Annotated in this window: 14 protein-coding genes; 6 read left to right on the top strand and 8 right to left on the bottom strand. The window is 70.3% G+C overall.

Features of this window, described 5'->3' with window-relative positions; all coding sequences use genetic code 11:
• Positions 1 to 48: 48 nt before the first annotated feature.
• A complete protein-coding gene (locus AVR91_RS27790; protein ID WP_063273524.1) occupies positions 49 to 642 on the top strand; it encodes a TetR/AcrR family transcriptional regulator in 594 nt (197 codons plus the stop codon).
• Here the strand turns inward: AVR91_RS27790 and dmpG are convergent.
• Together dmpG and AVR91_RS27780 are read right to left on the bottom strand one after the other, a co-directional pair.
• The gene (gene dmpG, locus AVR91_RS27785) at positions 633 to 1,667 is read right to left on the bottom strand and encodes a 4-hydroxy-2-oxovalerate aldolase (RefSeq protein WP_016334040.1); all 1,035 of its coding nucleotides are present in this window, start codon (positions 1,665 to 1,667) and stop codon (positions 633 to 635) included. The two genes, AVR91_RS27790 and dmpG, sit on opposite strands and share 10 nt — an antisense overlap.
• The gene (locus AVR91_RS27780; protein ID WP_063273523.1) at positions 1,664 to 2,566 is read right to left on the bottom strand and encodes an acetaldehyde dehydrogenase (acetylating); all 903 of its coding nucleotides are present in this window, start codon (positions 2,564 to 2,566) and stop codon (positions 1,664 to 1,666) included. The genes dmpG and AVR91_RS27780 overlap by 4 nt, the downstream gene beginning before the upstream one ends.
• 41 nt (positions 2,567 to 2,607) lie before the next feature.
• Here AVR91_RS27780 and AVR91_RS27775 point away from each other — a divergent pair, with 41 nt between their 5' ends.
• Positions 2,608 to 3,375 carry an IclR family transcriptional regulator gene (locus AVR91_RS27775; RefSeq protein WP_063273522.1) on the top strand — a complete coding sequence of 256 codons (768 nt, stop codon included), beginning with the start codon at positions 2,608 to 2,610 and terminating at the stop codon, positions 3,373 to 3,375.
• 5 nt (positions 3,376 to 3,380) lie between these two features.
• Here the strand turns inward: AVR91_RS27775 and AVR91_RS27770 are convergent, their stop codons facing one another.
• From AVR91_RS27770 to AVR91_RS27760, 3 genes are all read right to left on the bottom strand, one after another.
• Positions 3,381 to 4,484 carry an LLM class flavin-dependent oxidoreductase gene (locus AVR91_RS27770; protein ID WP_063273521.1) on the bottom strand — a complete coding sequence of 368 codons (1,104 nt, stop codon included), beginning with the start codon at positions 4,482 to 4,484 and terminating at the stop codon, positions 3,381 to 3,383.
• A 90-nt stretch (positions 4,485 to 4,574) separates the two neighbouring features.
• Positions 4,575 to 5,285, bottom strand: coding sequence for an MBL fold metallo-hydrolase (locus AVR91_RS27765; RefSeq protein ID WP_063273520.1), 711 nt, complete (start codon positions 5,283 to 5,285; stop codon positions 4,575 to 4,577).
• Between the two features lie 18 nt (positions 5,286 to 5,303).
• Positions 5,304 to 5,828, bottom strand: coding sequence for a DinB family protein (locus tag AVR91_RS27760; RefSeq protein ID WP_063273519.1), 525 nt, complete (start codon positions 5,826 to 5,828; stop codon positions 5,304 to 5,306).
• A 134-nt stretch (positions 5,829 to 5,962) separates the two neighbouring features.
• Here AVR91_RS27760 and AVR91_RS27755 point away from each other — a divergent pair, with 134 nt between their 5' ends.
• Entirely contained in the window at positions 5,963 to 6,814 is an 852-nt protein-coding gene (locus AVR91_RS27755) for a DMT family protein (RefSeq protein ID WP_063273518.1), read from the top strand.
• Here AVR91_RS27755 and AVR91_RS27750 read toward each other — a convergent pair.
• Positions 6,795 to 7,832: a FecCD family ABC transporter permease gene (locus AVR91_RS27750; RefSeq protein WP_051552942.1), complete on the bottom strand. Its 1,038-nt coding sequence runs from the start codon at positions 7,830 to 7,832 to the stop codon at positions 6,795 to 6,797. The two genes, AVR91_RS27755 and AVR91_RS27750, sit on opposite strands and share 20 nt — an antisense overlap.
• A gap of 20 nt (positions 7,833 to 7,852) precedes the next feature.
• A complete protein-coding gene (locus tag AVR91_RS27745) occupies positions 7,853 to 8,896 on the bottom strand; it encodes a FecCD family ABC transporter permease (protein ID WP_063273517.1) in 1,044 nt (347 codons plus the stop codon).
• Between the two features lie 104 nt (positions 8,897 to 9,000).
• Between AVR91_RS27745 and AVR91_RS27740 the strand changes: the two genes are divergently transcribed.
• The 3 genes from AVR91_RS27740 (at position 9,001) to AVR91_RS27730 (ending at position 13,633) form a co-directional block, all read left to right on the top strand.
• Complete coding sequence (locus AVR91_RS27740) at positions 9,001 to 10,686, top strand: ABC transporter ATP-binding protein (protein ID WP_063273516.1); 1,686 nt, start codon at positions 9,001 to 9,003, stop codon at positions 10,684 to 10,686.
• Entirely contained in the window at positions 10,683 to 12,434 is a 1,752-nt protein-coding gene (locus AVR91_RS27735) for an ABC transporter ATP-binding protein (RefSeq protein WP_063273515.1), read from the top strand. The genes AVR91_RS27740 and AVR91_RS27735 overlap by 4 nt, the downstream gene beginning before the upstream one ends.
• 113 nt (positions 12,435 to 12,547) lie before the next feature.
• Complete coding sequence (locus tag AVR91_RS27730) at positions 12,548 to 13,633, top strand: iron-siderophore ABC transporter substrate-binding protein (protein ID WP_063273548.1); 1,086 nt, start codon at positions 12,548 to 12,550, stop codon at positions 13,631 to 13,633.
• Between the two features lie 375 nt (positions 13,634 to 14,008).
• Here the strand turns inward: AVR91_RS27730 and AVR91_RS27725 are convergent, their stop codons facing one another.
• On the bottom strand, positions 14,009 to 15,031 hold the full coding sequence (locus tag AVR91_RS27725; RefSeq protein WP_228709375.1) for a metallophosphoesterase family protein: 1,023 nt from the start codon (positions 15,029 to 15,031) through the stop codon (positions 14,009 to 14,011).
• Between the last annotated feature and the right edge of the window lie 22 nt (positions 15,032 to 15,053).

Here is a 15,053-nt window from a genome sequence, read left to right as displayed (position 1 = left end):
TGTCAGGTTAAAGTTGACAACGGCCGTAGTCAACAAGAGGAGCCGATCATGGCCGGCCGCAGCTGGGCAGGCACGACCCTGGACGACCGCAAGGCCGCGAGGCGGGGACAGCTCGTCGACGCGGGCCTCGACCTGCTCGGCACCCAGGGCAGTGCGGGGGTGAGCGTCCGCGCGGTGTGCCGCCACGCCAAGCTGACGGAGCGGTACTTCTACGAGAGCTTCGCCGACCGCGAAGAACTGGTCGTCGCGGTCTACGAGCACATCGGCGAGCAGGCCCGGCAGGCGCTGGTCGACGCGGTCAGCGACACCGCCGAACCCGCCGAACGGGCGAAGGCCGCCGTCCGCGCGTTCGTCGAGTTGATGCTCGACGACCCGCGCAAGGGCCGGGTGCTCCTGCTCGCGCCGATCACCGATCCCGCGCTGACGACGCGCGGGATCGCGCTCCTCCCCTCCTTCGCCGAGCTGGTCAGCGGACAGCTGTCGCACGGTGACGCGGCCGAGCGGCAGATGACCTCGATCGGACTGGTGGGCGCGCTGAGCAACGTGTTCATCGCCTACCTCGACGGCTCGCTCAAGGTGAGCCGCGAGCGCCTGATCGAGCATTGCGTCCGCCTCGTGCTCGGCGCCGACCGTCAACCCTGACCGCGTTCGGCGACCAGCTGCAGGGCGATGTCGATGATCATGTCCTCCTGCCCGCCCACGTACTTCGCGGCGCCGACGCGGTAGAGGATCTCGTGCGCCGGGACGTCGTAACGTTCCGCGGCACGTTCGGCGTGCAGGAGGAAACTCGAGTACACCCCGGCGAAACCCTGCACGATCGACGACCGGTCCATCACCGGCAGCCGGGTGATGTAGGGCTTCACGACGTTCTCGGCCGCGTCCATCAGCACGTCCTTGTCGACGCCCGTGCGGATCCCGAGCCGCTCGAAGGTGGCAGCGAGGACCTCGGTCGGCGAGTTGCCGGCGCCCGCGCCGAGTGCCACGAGCGAGCCGTCGATCTGCCGCGCGCCCGCCCGGTAGGCGAGCACCGAGTTCGCGACGCCGAAGCTCAGGTTCTGATGCCCGTGGTAGCCGACCTGCGCCTCGTCCCCGAATTCGGCGACCAGCGCGGCGACGCGTTCGCTCGCGTCCTCCAGGATCAGCGCCCCGGCGGAGTCGACGACGTACACGCACTGGCAGCCGGCGTCGACCATGATCCGGCCCTGTTTCGCCAGCGCCTCGGGCGTGGACATATGGGACAGCATCAGGAAACCGACCGTCTCCAGCCCGAGCTCGCGCGCCGCGCCGAAGTGCTGGACGGAGACGTCGGCCTCGGTGCAGTGGGTCGCGATCCGGACCGCGCCGGCGCCGAGGTCCGCGGCCACCCGCAGGTCGCCGACCGTGCCGAGACCCGGCAGCAGCAGCACCGCGATCTTCGCGTGCCGTGCCTCGTCGACCGCCGCCTCGATCAGCTTCCGTTCGTCCACAAGGGAAAACCCGTAGTTGAACGTCGAGCCGCCGAGCCCGTCGCCGTGGCTGACCTCGATCAGCGAGACCCCGGCGTCATCCAGCGCCCGGACGGTGTCGCGCACGTTCTTCTCGGTGAACTGGTGCGCCATCGCATGGCTGCCGTCGCGCAGGCTCGTGTCGACGATCCGGACCTCACGGCTCACGTCGTCCCAGCTCATGCCGCCACCTCCTGAGTGGCCAGGAGGTCACCGACACGGGCGGCCGCGGCCGTCATGATGTCGAGATTCCCGGCGTATTTCGGCAGGAAGTCCCCGTTCCCGGCGACCTCCAGGAACACCGCGACCCGTGCCTGCCCGCTCCAGCCAGGCCGGGGCGGGTCGTACTGCGGATCCGCTTTCAGCGTGTAGCCCGGCACGTATCCCTGGACGGTTTCGACCATCCGGTGGATGGATTCGCTCACCGCGTCGAAGTCCGCGTCCGGGTCGATCGCGCAGAACACGGTGTCGCGCATGATCATCGGCGGTTCGACCGGGTTGATGATGATGATCGCCTTGCCGCGGCTCGCTCCCCCGACGAGTTCGATCCCGCGCGCCGTCGTCGCGGTGAACTCGTCGATGTTCGCGCGCGTGCCCGGCCCGGCCGAACGCGACGAGACGGACGCGACGATCTCGGCGTAGGGCACCGGCGTCACCCGCGAGACCGCGTGCACGATCGGGATCGTGGCCTGGCCGCCGCAGGTGATGAGGTTGACGTTGGGCACGTCGAGCCGTTCGGGCAGGCCAACCGCGGGGCAGGTGAACGGGCCGACCGCGGCCGGGGTCAGGTCGATCGCGCGGATCCCGGCGGTGGCGTAGCGCGGCGCGTTCGCCAGATGCGCCTTCGCCGAAGTCGCCTCGAAGACCAGGTCCGGCAGCTCGTCCCGCGACAGCAGCCAGTCGACACCGCCGGCGGAGGTCTCCAACCCCAGCTCCGCGGCCTTCGCCAGCCCGTCCGACTCCGGGTCCACGCCGACCATGTACCGCACCTCGACGTGCTCGCTGCGCCTCAGCTTCGCGAGCAGGTCGGTGCCGATGTTTCCGGGACCGACGATCGCGGCCACCGCTTTCCGTTGCGCCATGCCAGGTGACGCTCCCCGAGCGGATAGGGCACACTCAACCCATGCGTGCCGCTGGGCGGAACGACGACCCGGAACGAACCGGAGCGGACGGCCTCGTCGCCGCCCGTATCTCCGCGCTGCTCTCCGCCTTCCGCCCCGGCGACGACGCGCTCGGCGTCTCCGAGCTCGCGCGTCGGACGGGGTTGGCGAAGTCGACCGTCCACCGGCTCACCGGGCATCTGGTCGCGACCGGTCTGCTCGAACGCGAGGGCGCGGCGTTGCGGCTCGGGCTCAAGCTGTTCGAGATCGGCCAGCTGGCGGTCCGGCGCCGAGGGCTCGTCGAGGCGGCGCGGCCGTATCTCGCGGATCTGCGCGAGGCGACCCGCAACACCGTGCACCTCGCGGTCCTGGAAGGCACCGAGGTGGTCTATCTCGACATCCTCCGGGGGCCCGACGCGCCGTCACTGCCGTCCCGGATCGGTGGCCGGTTCCCCGCGCACGCCACCGGCGTCGGCAAGGCGATCCTCGCCTTCTCGCCGGAATCCGTGGTGACACAAGTGATCGAGGCCGGGTTGCCCCGCGTCAGCGTACGGACGATCACCGCCGCCGGTCTGCTTCGCCGTCAGCTGACCAAGATCCACGATGAAGGAATCGCGTTCGAACGGGAGGAGTCCGGCGTCGGCGTCGTCTGCGCCGCGAGCCCGCTGCTCGACGCGCACGGTGTCGCGGTGGCGGCGTTGTCGATCTCCGGCTGGTCGAATCGCATGCACACCAACCGCGTCGCGCCTGCGGTCCGGACCGCGGCTTTGGCTCTTTCCCGCACCCTGTAACGGCTTTACGCGACGAGCCCGCGGCGGACCAGCTCCGGCCGCACTCCTTCGCCGAACCAGTACGCCTCTTCCAGATGCGGGTATCCGGACAGGACGAACTCCTCGATGCCGTGCGCGTGGTACTCCTCGATGAGATCGGCCACCTCGCTGTGGCTGCCGACGAGCGCGGTGCCCGCCCCGCCGCGCACCAGGCCGATCCCGGCCCACAGGTTGGGGTACACCTCCAGCCCGCGGACGCCACCGCCGGTCTTCCCGCCGTGCAGCGCGGCCATTCGTCGCTGGCCGACGGATTCACTGGCGGACAACTGTTTCTGGGTATGGGCGATCCGCTCCGGGTCGATCGCGTCCAGCAGTTTTCCCGCCTCGGCCCAGGCTTCCGCCGACGTGTCACGGGAAAGCGTGTGCAGCCGGATGCCGAAACGGATCTTGCGACCCTGCTCCTCGGCGAGTTCGCGGACTTTCGCGATCTTCTCGGCGACCTGCGCGGGCGGTTCGCCCCAGGTCAGGTAGACGTCGGCGTGCCTCGCCGCGACCGGCAGTGCCGCCGCGGACGACCCGCCGAAGTAGATCGGAGGGACCGGATCAGGCGCCTCCCGCGTGGTCGCCCCCTCGACCTTGAGATGCTCGCCGTCGAAATCGAACGGCTTTCCGGTCCACACCCCGCGCACGATCTCGAGGAACTCGCCGGTGCGGGCGTACCGCTCGTCATGGTCGTGCCAGTCGCCGAATCGGCGCTGCTCGACGGCGTCGCCGCCGGTCACGACGTTGAGCAGCACGCGCCCCTGCGAGATCCGCTGGAACGTCCCGGCCATCTGCGCGGCCAGCGTCGGCGAGATCGTCCCGGGACGGAACGCGACCAGGAACTTGAGGCTTCGCGTTTCGCGGATGAGCGCGGCCGTCGTCAGCCAGGCGTCCTCGCACCAGGTGCCGGTCGGTGTCAGGACGCCTTCGAAACCGTTGGCCTCGGCGGCGCGGGCGATCTGCGCGAGATAGTCGAGGCTCGGCTCACGCGCGGAGGACGCCCCGGCGGCGCGGCTGGCGTGGAAGTGCTCGACGATCGTCCGGCCGTCCCCGGTGGTGGGCAGGAACCAATGCAGCTTGAGCGTCACGGTTCCGAGCTTCGGCTTCCGGGGCGGGCCGGGTCAATCGGCGGGCTCCGCGTCCCGCGATCTGGACGCGTTCAGTCCTCTGGATGCGCCTCAGCCGCCGAACATCAGCCGCCATTCCTCCAGCGACTTCGGCTGGAACACGAAGTTCGTGTCCTTCACCCGCGACAGGTTCGCAGACGGCTCGGCGGAGTACTGGTGCCCCGGATAGACGACCGGATCGCCGTCCAGCCCGGCCAGCCACTGCAGGCTCCGGTAGATGGCTTCCGCGTCGCCGCCGGGGAAATCGGTCCGGCCGCAGCCTTCGAGGAACAGCGTGTCCCCCGAGACGAGCTTCCCGTCGACCAGGAAGCACTGACTGCCAGGTGTGTGGCCCGGTGTGTGCAGCAGCCGGATCGGCACCGCGCCGACCTCGAGGACCTCGTCGTGCTCGTGCGAACGCAGATCGGTGCCGGATACGCCCGTGGTGCGGCGGACCCACTCCGTTTCGGCGCCGTTGACGTGGATCGGCACCTGGACGCGCTCCAGCAGTTGCGCGATCCCCGGCAGCGAGAACCCCATCATCTCGCCGCCGACGTGGTCGGGGTGGTGATGCGTGGCGAGGACGCCGGTCAGCCGCATGCCGTCGGCTTCCAGCAGGTCCAGCAGATCACCCACGGCGTACGCCGGGTCGACGACGACGGCCTCGTTCGTCTCCCGATCGCCGATCAGGTAGGAGAAGTTGACCATCTGCGTCGCGATGGGATCCCCGACCGCGAAGTCACGGCCCGCGAGCAACTGCCGGAAGTACAGCCTGTCAGCCATGGCGCACACCTTACGGCGCTACTCCCCCGTGGTTCCGTCGGCCAGCTCCCGCAGGACGTCCAGATGCCCGACGTGACGCGCGGTCTCCTGAAGCACGTGGGCGAGCACCCAGCGCACGGTGAACTTCCCCGACCTGCGCGCCCGGTCGTCCGGCGAGATGCCGGCCAGCGACGACTCCGACAACGCCCACTCGGCGCGGTATGCCTCGACGACCGAGCGCGGGTCGTCGTCCTCGGCCAGGTCCCAGCTCGGATCCGGTGAGCCTTCCCACAGCGACGGCAGATCCGCGCCGCCCGCCTCGATCGAAAGCCACCAGCGTTCCACCGCGGTCAGATGCTTGAGCACTCCCAGCGCGCTCATCCGCGGGGACGACGGCAGGGGTGTCGCGACCGCCTGTTCCCTGGTCAGCCCGGCGACCTTGTTGACCGCCGTGGCGCGCAGGAAACGCAGGAAGTCCCACTGGATCCCGGTTTCGTCCTCGGCGATCCCGTCCGGCCAAGCCCGCTCCACCGGCTCGACCCGACTCGAACTCGTGTTCGACATGGACTCACTCTACACATACGGCGAACTCGCGTGATCAGACGGCGAACTCGCGTGATTGAGCGGCGAACTCGCGTGATTGAAGGCGGGACTCGCGAGATCTCGGGGTGGGCACCGCAGGGCTAGGCTCGGGATCCATGTGGTGGGGATTGATTTGCGCGTTCTTCGCGGCCTGTGCCTACGGCGTCGCTTCGGTGATGCAGGCGATCGCCGCGAAGGCGACTTCGGGCGCCGAAGACCGCGTCGATCCCCGGTTGCTCGTGCGGGTGCTGCGGCAGTGGAAGTTCGTCGCGGGGCTGGCGCTGGACGTCATCGGGTTCGTCGCCCAGGTGGCCGCGCTGCGCGTGCTGCCGCTGTTCGTGGTCCAGGCGGCGCTGGCGGGCAGTCTCGCGGTGACCGCGGTCGCCGCGCGGACGCTCGGCGTCCGGCTGGGCCGTCGCGAATGGACGGCGGTCGCGGTCGTCTGCGCTGGGCTCGCTTTGCTCGGGATGTCGGCGGAGAGCGAGGGTTCGGAGCCGACCGGGCTGGGTTTCCGGCTCGTGCTGATCGGCGCGGTGGTCGTCCTCGGCACGGCCGGGATGTTCGCGGGCCGCGCGGCACGGCGGATCCGGACACCGGCGCTGGGCCTGATCGCCGGTCTGTGCTTCGGTGTCGTCGCACTGTCCGGCCGCGCCCTCACCAGCCTCGCCCCGCTGGATCTGCTGACCGACCCGGCCACGTACACGCTGGGTGTGGCGGGCGCGCTGGCGATGTTGTTCTACGCCACCGCGTTGCAGCGCGGCAGTGTCACCACCTCGACCGCGATGATGGTGATCGGCGAGACCGTCTTCCCGTCCCTGAGCGGCGTGCTCGTGCTCGGCGACACCACGCGACCGGGTTTCGCGGCCGTGGCGGCGGTCGGTTTCGTGCTCGCCGTTTCCGCCGCGCTCGCGCTGGCCCGCTTCGGCGAGCCCGCCCCGATCGAGCCGGTCAGCGCGCAGCCGGGCTGACCCCGCGCCGGGACACCAGCAGCCAGGCCAGATACAGCCCGCCGATCGCCCCGGTCACCAGGCCCACGGGCAGGCCCGCGAAGAACTGCTGCGTGACCAGATCGCTCGTGACCAGCAGAAGCATGCCCATCAGCGCGGCGGCGGCGAGCCCCGGTCCCGAAGAGCGGGTGAGCCGCTTCGAAAGCTGCGGCGCGGCGAGGGCCAGGAACGCGATCGGCCCGGCGGCCGCGGTCGCGATCGAACACAACCCGACACTGACGGCGAGCAGCACGATCCGGCTCCGCTGGACCGGCACGCCGAGCCCCATGGCCGAGTCGTCGCCCATCTCCAGCAGGGAAAGCCTTCTGCCGTAGACGAACCCGGGCGGAAGCAGGACAGCGAGGGCGATCGCGACCGGGACGACGTGCTCCCAGCCGCGTCCGTTGAGCCCGCCGACCAGCCAGGCCTGCGCCGCGAGCCCGTCCTGCCAGGAGGCCCTGGTGATCAGGTAGGAGTTGAACGCGATGAGCATCGCGTTCACGCCGATGCCGACGAGGATCAACCGGAAGGTGTGCACGCCACCCTTCAGCGCGAGCAGCGCGATCAACGCCGCCGTCGCGACGCCGCCGACCAGCGCGCCCAGCGACACCTGGAGCATGCCGCCGTGCACCACGATGATCGTCAGCAGCGCACCGGCCGCCGCGCCTTCGGTGAAGCCGATGAAATCGGGGCTGCCCAAGGGATTCCCGGACAGGCTCTGCAGGATCGCGCCGCTGACCGCGAGCGCGCCGCCGACCAGCAGGGCGGTCAGCAGCCGGGGCAGCCGCAGCGTGGTCACGATGAACTCGGTGGCCCGGTCGCCGAAACCGAACAGCGTCTGGATGACCTCGCCGACGGAGAGCGGGTAGTCGCCGGTGGTCATGCTGACCGCGCCGACGAAGAACACGGCGACGGCCAGCAGGGCGACGACGATCGCGGCCCGCGGGGTGACGCGCAGGGAAAGCCCGCCGCCCGGGGTGCGCAGGACGCGGGTGCTCATCCGTGGGTGCTCCTTGGTGATCACAGGCGGGCCAGCTTCCGGCGGCGGCACAGCGCGATGAACACCGGCGCCCCGAGGAACGCGACGACGATCCCCGCCTGCAGTTCCTCCGGAGGGTTCAGCACGCGGCCGACGACGTCGGCGCCGATCAGCGCGATCGGCGCGAGCAGCATCGAGTACGGCAGCACCCAGCGCTGATCCGGGCCGACCAGCATCCGCGCGGCGTGGGGCACGGCGAGCCCGAGGAACAGGACCGGCCCGATCGCCGCGGTGCCCGCGCCGCAGAGCAGCATCACCACGACCGCGCCCAGCACCCGGGTGCGGCCCACGTGGGCGCCGAGCGCCTTGCCGGTCTGGTCACCGAGCGCGAGGACGTTGAGCGGGCGCGCGAGCAGCAGCGCGATGATCACGCCGAGCACGACGAACGGCGAAATTTGCAGGAAGACGTCCCATTTGCGGCCGCTGAGCGAGCCGACGTTCCAGAAGCGGAACTGGTTGAACGTCTCCGGCATCAACAGCAGCACACCGACGATGTACGCCTGGAGCACCGCCATCACAGCCGAACCGGCGAGCACGAGCCGGTCCGGCGTGGCGCTGCGGCCCGCCGAGCCGAGGACGTAGACCACGATCGAGGCGATCGCGGCGCCGGCGAAGGCGAACCAGATGTAGCCGAGCACGCTGGTGACACCGGCGAACGCGATCCCCGAGACGACGGCGGCCGCGGCACCGGTGTTGACGCCGAGCAGGCCGGGGTCGGCGAGCGGGTTCCTGGTGAGCGCCTGCATCACCGCGCCCGCGAGCCCGAGCGCCGCGCCGACGACCAGGCCCAGCAGGGTCCGCGGGATACGGAGGTCGTGGATGATCACCGCGTCGGTCGAGCCGTCGTTGTGCCACAGCACCGACCAGGTGGAGGTGAACGGGATGCTCTTCGACCCCACCCAGATGCTGAGCAGGAACACGAGCGCCAGCAGCGCGAGCCCGACCACCAGACCGCCGGCGCGGAACGTCCGTGCCGCCGTGCTGGGCGGGGACGCCGCTTCGGGCGGGCGTTCGGTGACGACCACGGGACCTCCTTCGAGTGAGGCGAGGCTAACCGAACGCCGGAGTTCACCTCAACGAGCTACCTACTTAGACTAGCCTTACCTACCCCGCGAACTAGGAGGCGCCGGTGACCGCAACGGCCACCACCAGCCGAAGCGTCCTGCGCCAGGCGATTTCCGGGCAACGACGGCAGGTCACGCTCGCATCCGTGCTCGCGGCCGGGCACCAAGGCGGCGAAGCACTCGTTCCGGTGATCATCGGCGTGGTGATCGATCAGGCGGTCGACGGCGGCTCCGTGGGCACGCTCGTGTTCTGGCTCGCCGTGCTCGCCGTGGTCTTCGCGGGACTGTCCTACAGCTACCGCTTCGCCGCGCGCGCGGCCGAAGGCGCGTCGCTGCGGGCCGCGCACGACCTCCGCATCGCGATCAGCCGTCGCGTCCTGCATCCCGGCGGGGGCGCCGACAACGGCAAGCTCGCCGGGGAACTGGTCAACATCGGCACCAGCGACGCGCAACGCGTCGGAGTGGTGAACGCGGTGCTGCCGTTCGGGATCGCGGCGCTGGCCGGGGTGCTGGTCAGCGCGGTCGCCCTCCTGCGCATCTCGCTGCCGCTGGGGCTCCTCGTGCTGCTGGGCACGCCACCGCTGCTGTATCTCGCGCATCTCATCGGCAAACCGCTCGAACGCCGCAGCGAGGCGGAACAAGAGCGGTCGGCGCATGCATCGGGGGTCGCCACGGATCTGGTCTCCGGGTTGCGGGTGCTCAAGGGCATCGGCGCCGAACCGGCCGCCGTCGCCCGCTACCGCGACACGAGCCAGGACTCGCTCAAGGCGACACTGCGCGCCGCGCGGGCCAAGGCCTGGCACGACGGCGCGGTGCTCGCGCTGACCGGCGTCTTCATCGCGATCGTCGCCCTCGTCGGCGGGCATCTCGCGTCGTCGGGGTCGATCAGCGTCGGCGACCTCGTCGCGGCCGTCGGGCTCGCCCAGTTCCTGCTCACGCCGTTCCTGATCTTCTCGTGGGTCAACGGCGAGCTCGCGCAAGGCCGCGCGTCCGCGTCCCGGGTCGCCGACCTGCTGACCACGCCCGCCGCGGTCGAACCGGGCGACGGCGAACTCCCGTCGCCCGCCGGCGGGAACGTGCGGCTCGACGCGGTCTCGTACGGCAGCCTTCGCGGTGTCGACCTCGACGTCCCGGCCGGGCAGCTGATCGGCGTCGTCGCCGCGGATCCGGCCGCCGCGACCGATCTGCTCGACTGCCTCGGCCGCGCGGCAGACCCCGCCGAGGGCCGGGTGCACGTCGACGGGGTGGATCTGTCCACTGTGGACCCCGAACGGGTACGGGAGGTCGTCCTGGTCGCGGCACACGACGCGGATCTGTTCGAAGGGACACTCGCGGAGAACGTCCACGCCGGGGACGGCCCGCTCGACGAGGCACTGGCCGCGTCGGCGGCGGACGAGGTCGCCGCGGCGCTGCCGGACGGCACCGGGACCGCGGTCACCGAACGCGGACGTTCCCTCTCCGGCGGCCAGCGGCAACGGGTCGCGCTCGCCCGCGCGCTCGCCGCGGACGCGCCGGTGCTCGTCGTCCACGACCCGACGACGGCGGTCGACACGGTGACCGAGGCGAAGATCGCCACCGGGCTCGCCCGGCTACGACGAGGACGGACCACGATCCTGGTGACCACGAGCCCCGCCCTGCTCGCCGTGGCGGACCGCGTCGTCGTCCTCGACGGCGGCCGGATCACCGGCGAGGGCGGTCACGCCGAACTCGTCCGCGATCGCGCCGACTACCGCGCGGCGGTGCTGTCATGACCCGCGAACTCCTGCCCACCGCCGACGGCAAGCGGATCCGGGCGGTCCTCGGCGAACTTCTTCGCACGTCGAAGGCCCGCGCGGCGGGCGCGCTCACGATGCTCGTCGGCGCCACCGCGATCGGGCTGCTCACCGCCCGCCTGCTCGGCCACATCGTCGACCTGGTCATCGAGAAACGGCCCGCGACCGAACTGGCGACGCCGGTGGCTGCGCTGGTCCTGGTCGCCGTTGCTCAGGCGATCACGACGGCTTTGGGTGTCTCGCTCACCGCGAAGCTCGGCGAAACCCTGCTGGCGGAACTGCGCGAACGGTTCGTCGACCGCGCGCTGGGGCTCCCGCTGGAGCAGATCGAACGCGCGGGCTCCGGCGACCTGACCGCCCGCGTCACCAACGACGTCACGGTGGTCGCGAGGGCGGTCCGCGAAGCCCTGCCCGAACTGGGCCGCTCGGTCCTCACCATCGTGCTGACCCTCGGCGCGCTCGCCGTCCTCGACTGGCGATTCCTGCTCGCCGCACTGCTGGCGGCGCCGATCCAGCTGCACACCGTGCGCTGGTACGTCCGCAACGCCGTCCCGCTGTACGCGAAGCAGCGGATCGCGACCGGTTCGCAGCAGCAGCAACTGCTCGACACGATCGGCGGTGCGAAGACCGTCCGCGCGTTCCGGCTCGCCGACGCCCACGTGGAGCGCGTCCGGCAGCGGTCCGAGGGCGCGATGGACCTGATGCTGCGCGGTGTCCGGCTGATGACGAAGTTCTTCGCCCGCCTCAACCTCGCCGAGTTCATCGGTCTCTCGGCCGTGCTCGCGGCCGGTTTCCTGCTGGTGGGCGCGGACGCGGTGACCGTCGGTGCCGCGACCGCGGCGGCGTTGTACTTCCACAGCCTGTTCGGCCCGATCAACACCGCGCTCGCGCTGGTGGACGACGCGCAAGCGGCCGCCGCGAGCCTCGCCCGGCTGGTCGGGGTCGCCGATCTGCCCGCACCGCGCGAACCCGAGCGGCCCGCGAGGCCCGTCGACGCGTCGGTGAAGGCGGCCGGGATCTCTCATTCCTATGTGGACGGACACCCGGTACTGCGGGACGTCGACCTCGACCTCTCCCCCGGTGAGCGGGTCGCGCTGGTCGGGGCGAGCGGGGCAGGGAAGACGACGCTGGCCAAGCTGATCGCCGGGATCCACGCCCCTGCTTCGGGAACGATCTGCGTCGGCGGGGTCCCGCTCGACGAGCTCGGGCCGTCCGCCACGCGGCGGGCGGTCGCGCTGATCAGCCAGGAGGTGCACGTCTTCGCCGGTTCGCTGGCGGACGACCTCCGCCTCGCCCGTCCGGACGCGTCCGACTCGGATCTGTTGGCAGCACTGGAAAAGGTCGGCGCACGGGGTTGGGCGGAGGCGCTGGGTCTCGCGACCGTCGTCGGCGAGGGCGGTCATCAGCTGACGGTCACCCAAGCGCAGCAGCTGGCGCTGGCGCGGCTGGTGCTCGCGGATCCGCCGATCGCGATCCTCGACGAGGCCACAGCGGAAGCCGGGAGCGCGGGCGCGAAAGTCCTCGAAGCCGCCGCGGCCGCCGCTTTGGAGGGACGGACCGGTCTCGTCGTCGCACACCGGCTGACGCAGGCGGCGGCGTCGGACCGCGTCGTCGTACTCGACGCGGGCGCGATCGTCGAAAGCGGGACACACGACGAACTCGTGGCCTCGGGTGGTCAATACGCAACGCTTTGGGCGGCCTGGTCGGACAACCGTTCACAGACGTGACCCGGGACGCACCGTCACCGGTTGCAATCGGCCCGTCGGCGTCTTAGGTTAGCCAAACCTGATTCTCGATTAATCCGGCATCCCGCCGGACCTCCGATCACGAAGGACGGATGATGGCCCGAATCCCCACCCTCTCCGCCGTGCGAGGGCGCCTGAAGACCGCCGGTGTACTGGCGTCCGCCCTGGTGCTGGCCGCCTCGCTCACCGCGTGCGGAGGAGGCGGCGAGTCGGCCAGCCCGGCCGCGCAGAACTCCGCCGGCTCCGCGGTCGACGCGAACGCGTTCCCGACCACCATCGAGCACAAGTACGGCAGCACCACCATCACCCAGGAGCCCAAGCGCGTCGTCACGGTCGGCCTGACCGAGCAGGACGCGCTGCTCGCCCTCGGCGTGGTCCCGGTCGGGGTCACCGAGTGGCTCGGCAAGTTCCCCGGCACGATCGGCCCGTGGGCCACCGACAAGCTGGGCGGCGCCGCGCTGCCCGAGGTGCTCAAGGACGTGGACGGGCCGCAGTACGAGAAGATCGCCGCGCTGAAGCCGGATCTGATCATCGCGCTGTACTCCGGGCTCACCAAGGAGCAGTACGACAAGCTGAGCCAGATCGGTGTCCCGGTCGTCGCGCAGCCTAAGGAGTACAACGACTACGGCATCCCATGGAACGAGGCGACCAAGAAGGTCGGCCAGGCCGTCGGGCGCGCCACCAAGGCGAACGAACTGGTCAAGGCCGTCGAGGACAAGTTCGCCCAGGCCCGCAAGGAGCACCCGGAGTTCGCTGGCAAGTCGGCACTGATGGCGTCGACCTACGAGGGCTACTTCGTCTACGGCAGCCAGGACGGCCGCTCGCACATCCTCGAATCGCTCGGCTTCAAGCTGCCCGCCGACCTCGACGCCGTCATCGGCGACAAGTTCGGCAAGAGCCTCAGCGCCGAACGGACCGACCTGCTCGACCGCGACGCGCTCGTGTGGCTCATCGACACCCCGGCCAAGGCGCAGGAGATCCTGGGCAAGGACGCGCTCTACACCGGTCTCAAGGTGGCGAAGGAAAAGCGCGAGGTCTTCATCGAGAACGAAGGCAACTACGGCAGCGCGGTCTCCTTCGTGACCGTGCTGAGCCTGCCGTACGTGATCGACCGGATCGTCCCGCAGCTGGCCGCGGCGGTCGACGGTGACCCGAGGACCGAGGTCAAGCCGGCCAGCTGAGGTCGGCGGTTGCTAAGTACGTGAAGGCCCCCTTCATTGCGCCTGGCGCAATGAAGGGGGCCTTCACGTACTTATGGGCATGTGCACGGCCCGAACCGGGTCACGTCGCGTCCGGCACTCGACGATGTAGGAATCGGGACACTCAACGCCCCAGTTCCTACATCGTCGGCCGCCTAGGCCAGGTCCGGTATGCAGGTAGCGAATCCGGTCCGCTCTAACCGTCGTTACCGCTCACAAGGCGACGGGCCGAACCGGCGCTTTCGTGTGTTTGAGCGGACGGCACACGTGATCAGACGGACGACACGCTCGCGCCGCCGCTCGCCGTCCGTCCAGTCACACGTGTCGTCCGTTCGAACACGTGTGTCGTCCCTCCGGTCACGCGAAACCCCAGGAGTTGTGCAGCGGCACGGTGATCTGCTTCAGCCAGGACTTCGTGGTGAAGTCGCGGGCCTTGATCACCACCGAGCCGGGCGAGACCTCCACCTGCAGTCCCTGGTTGAACGCGCCGCCGAGGGACACTTCCCCGCCCTTGCCGTCGTCCGTCCACCCCGTCTGGACGGCCGCGGTGTTGACCACGGTGAACCCTTCGAGGTTGCCGGTGCCCGGGACCACCCGGCGGACCACCCAGTCCGACAGGTTGAGATCCCAGTGCGTGTGCCCGGAGAACAGGAACACGTCGCGGTGACGGCCGAGGATCGAGAGCAGCCTGTCGGCCTGGAGGTAGTCGGACCGGTAGAGCTCGTTGTGCGTACCGGAGACCGTGTTGGGCAACGGATGATGTGTCAGCACCATCACCGGGCTGCGCCGGTTCGACCAGTACCGGAGCCGCTGCTCAAGCCAGGTGAACTGGCCGTCGCTCATCCAGACCTCGTCCCACAGCTTGGGGTCGTGGTACTTCGCGTACCGCTCGGTCCCGAGACACAGCACCGGAACCCCGCCGAACGACGTCTCGCTGTAGACGGTGTTGCGGCCCGCGAACCGGTAGAAGCTGCGGAACAGCGAGTCCTCGGTCGTCCCGTTGGGCCAGGTCTCCTGGGCGAGTGTGTCGGGGTCCCGCCATTTCGGGACGTAGAACTCGTGGTTGCCGATGGCCCACGCGACCTCGCGCGGATGCGGATGCTTGTCGAAGGTCGAGCGAAGCTGGGCGTACTCGAAGTCGTAGCCGCGCGGGGTGAGATCACCCGCGATACCGAGCCCCGCACTGCGCGGGTTGACCGCGTTCAGGTCGTCGAGCGCCTTGCCGAAGTCGGTGAGGTCGCCCTGGATGTCACTCAGGATGTTGAAGCGGACGACAGGCCCGTGCGGGCCCCACTTCGCCTGTGCCTCGGCCTGTCCCGGCAGCATCGCCGCCCCCGCCGCCGCGCCACCGGCGGCCACCATGAACGCTCTTCGATCCATAACCCGAACGCTACTCACGTTT

Source organism: Amycolatopsis keratiniphila subsp. keratiniphila, assembly GCF_001620365.2.
In the GTDB taxonomy this organism is placed as follows: Bacteria; Actinomycetota; Actinomycetes; order Mycobacteriales; family Pseudonocardiaceae; genus Amycolatopsis; species Amycolatopsis keratiniphila.
This window is presented reverse-complemented; position numbering and strand designations above follow the sequence as displayed.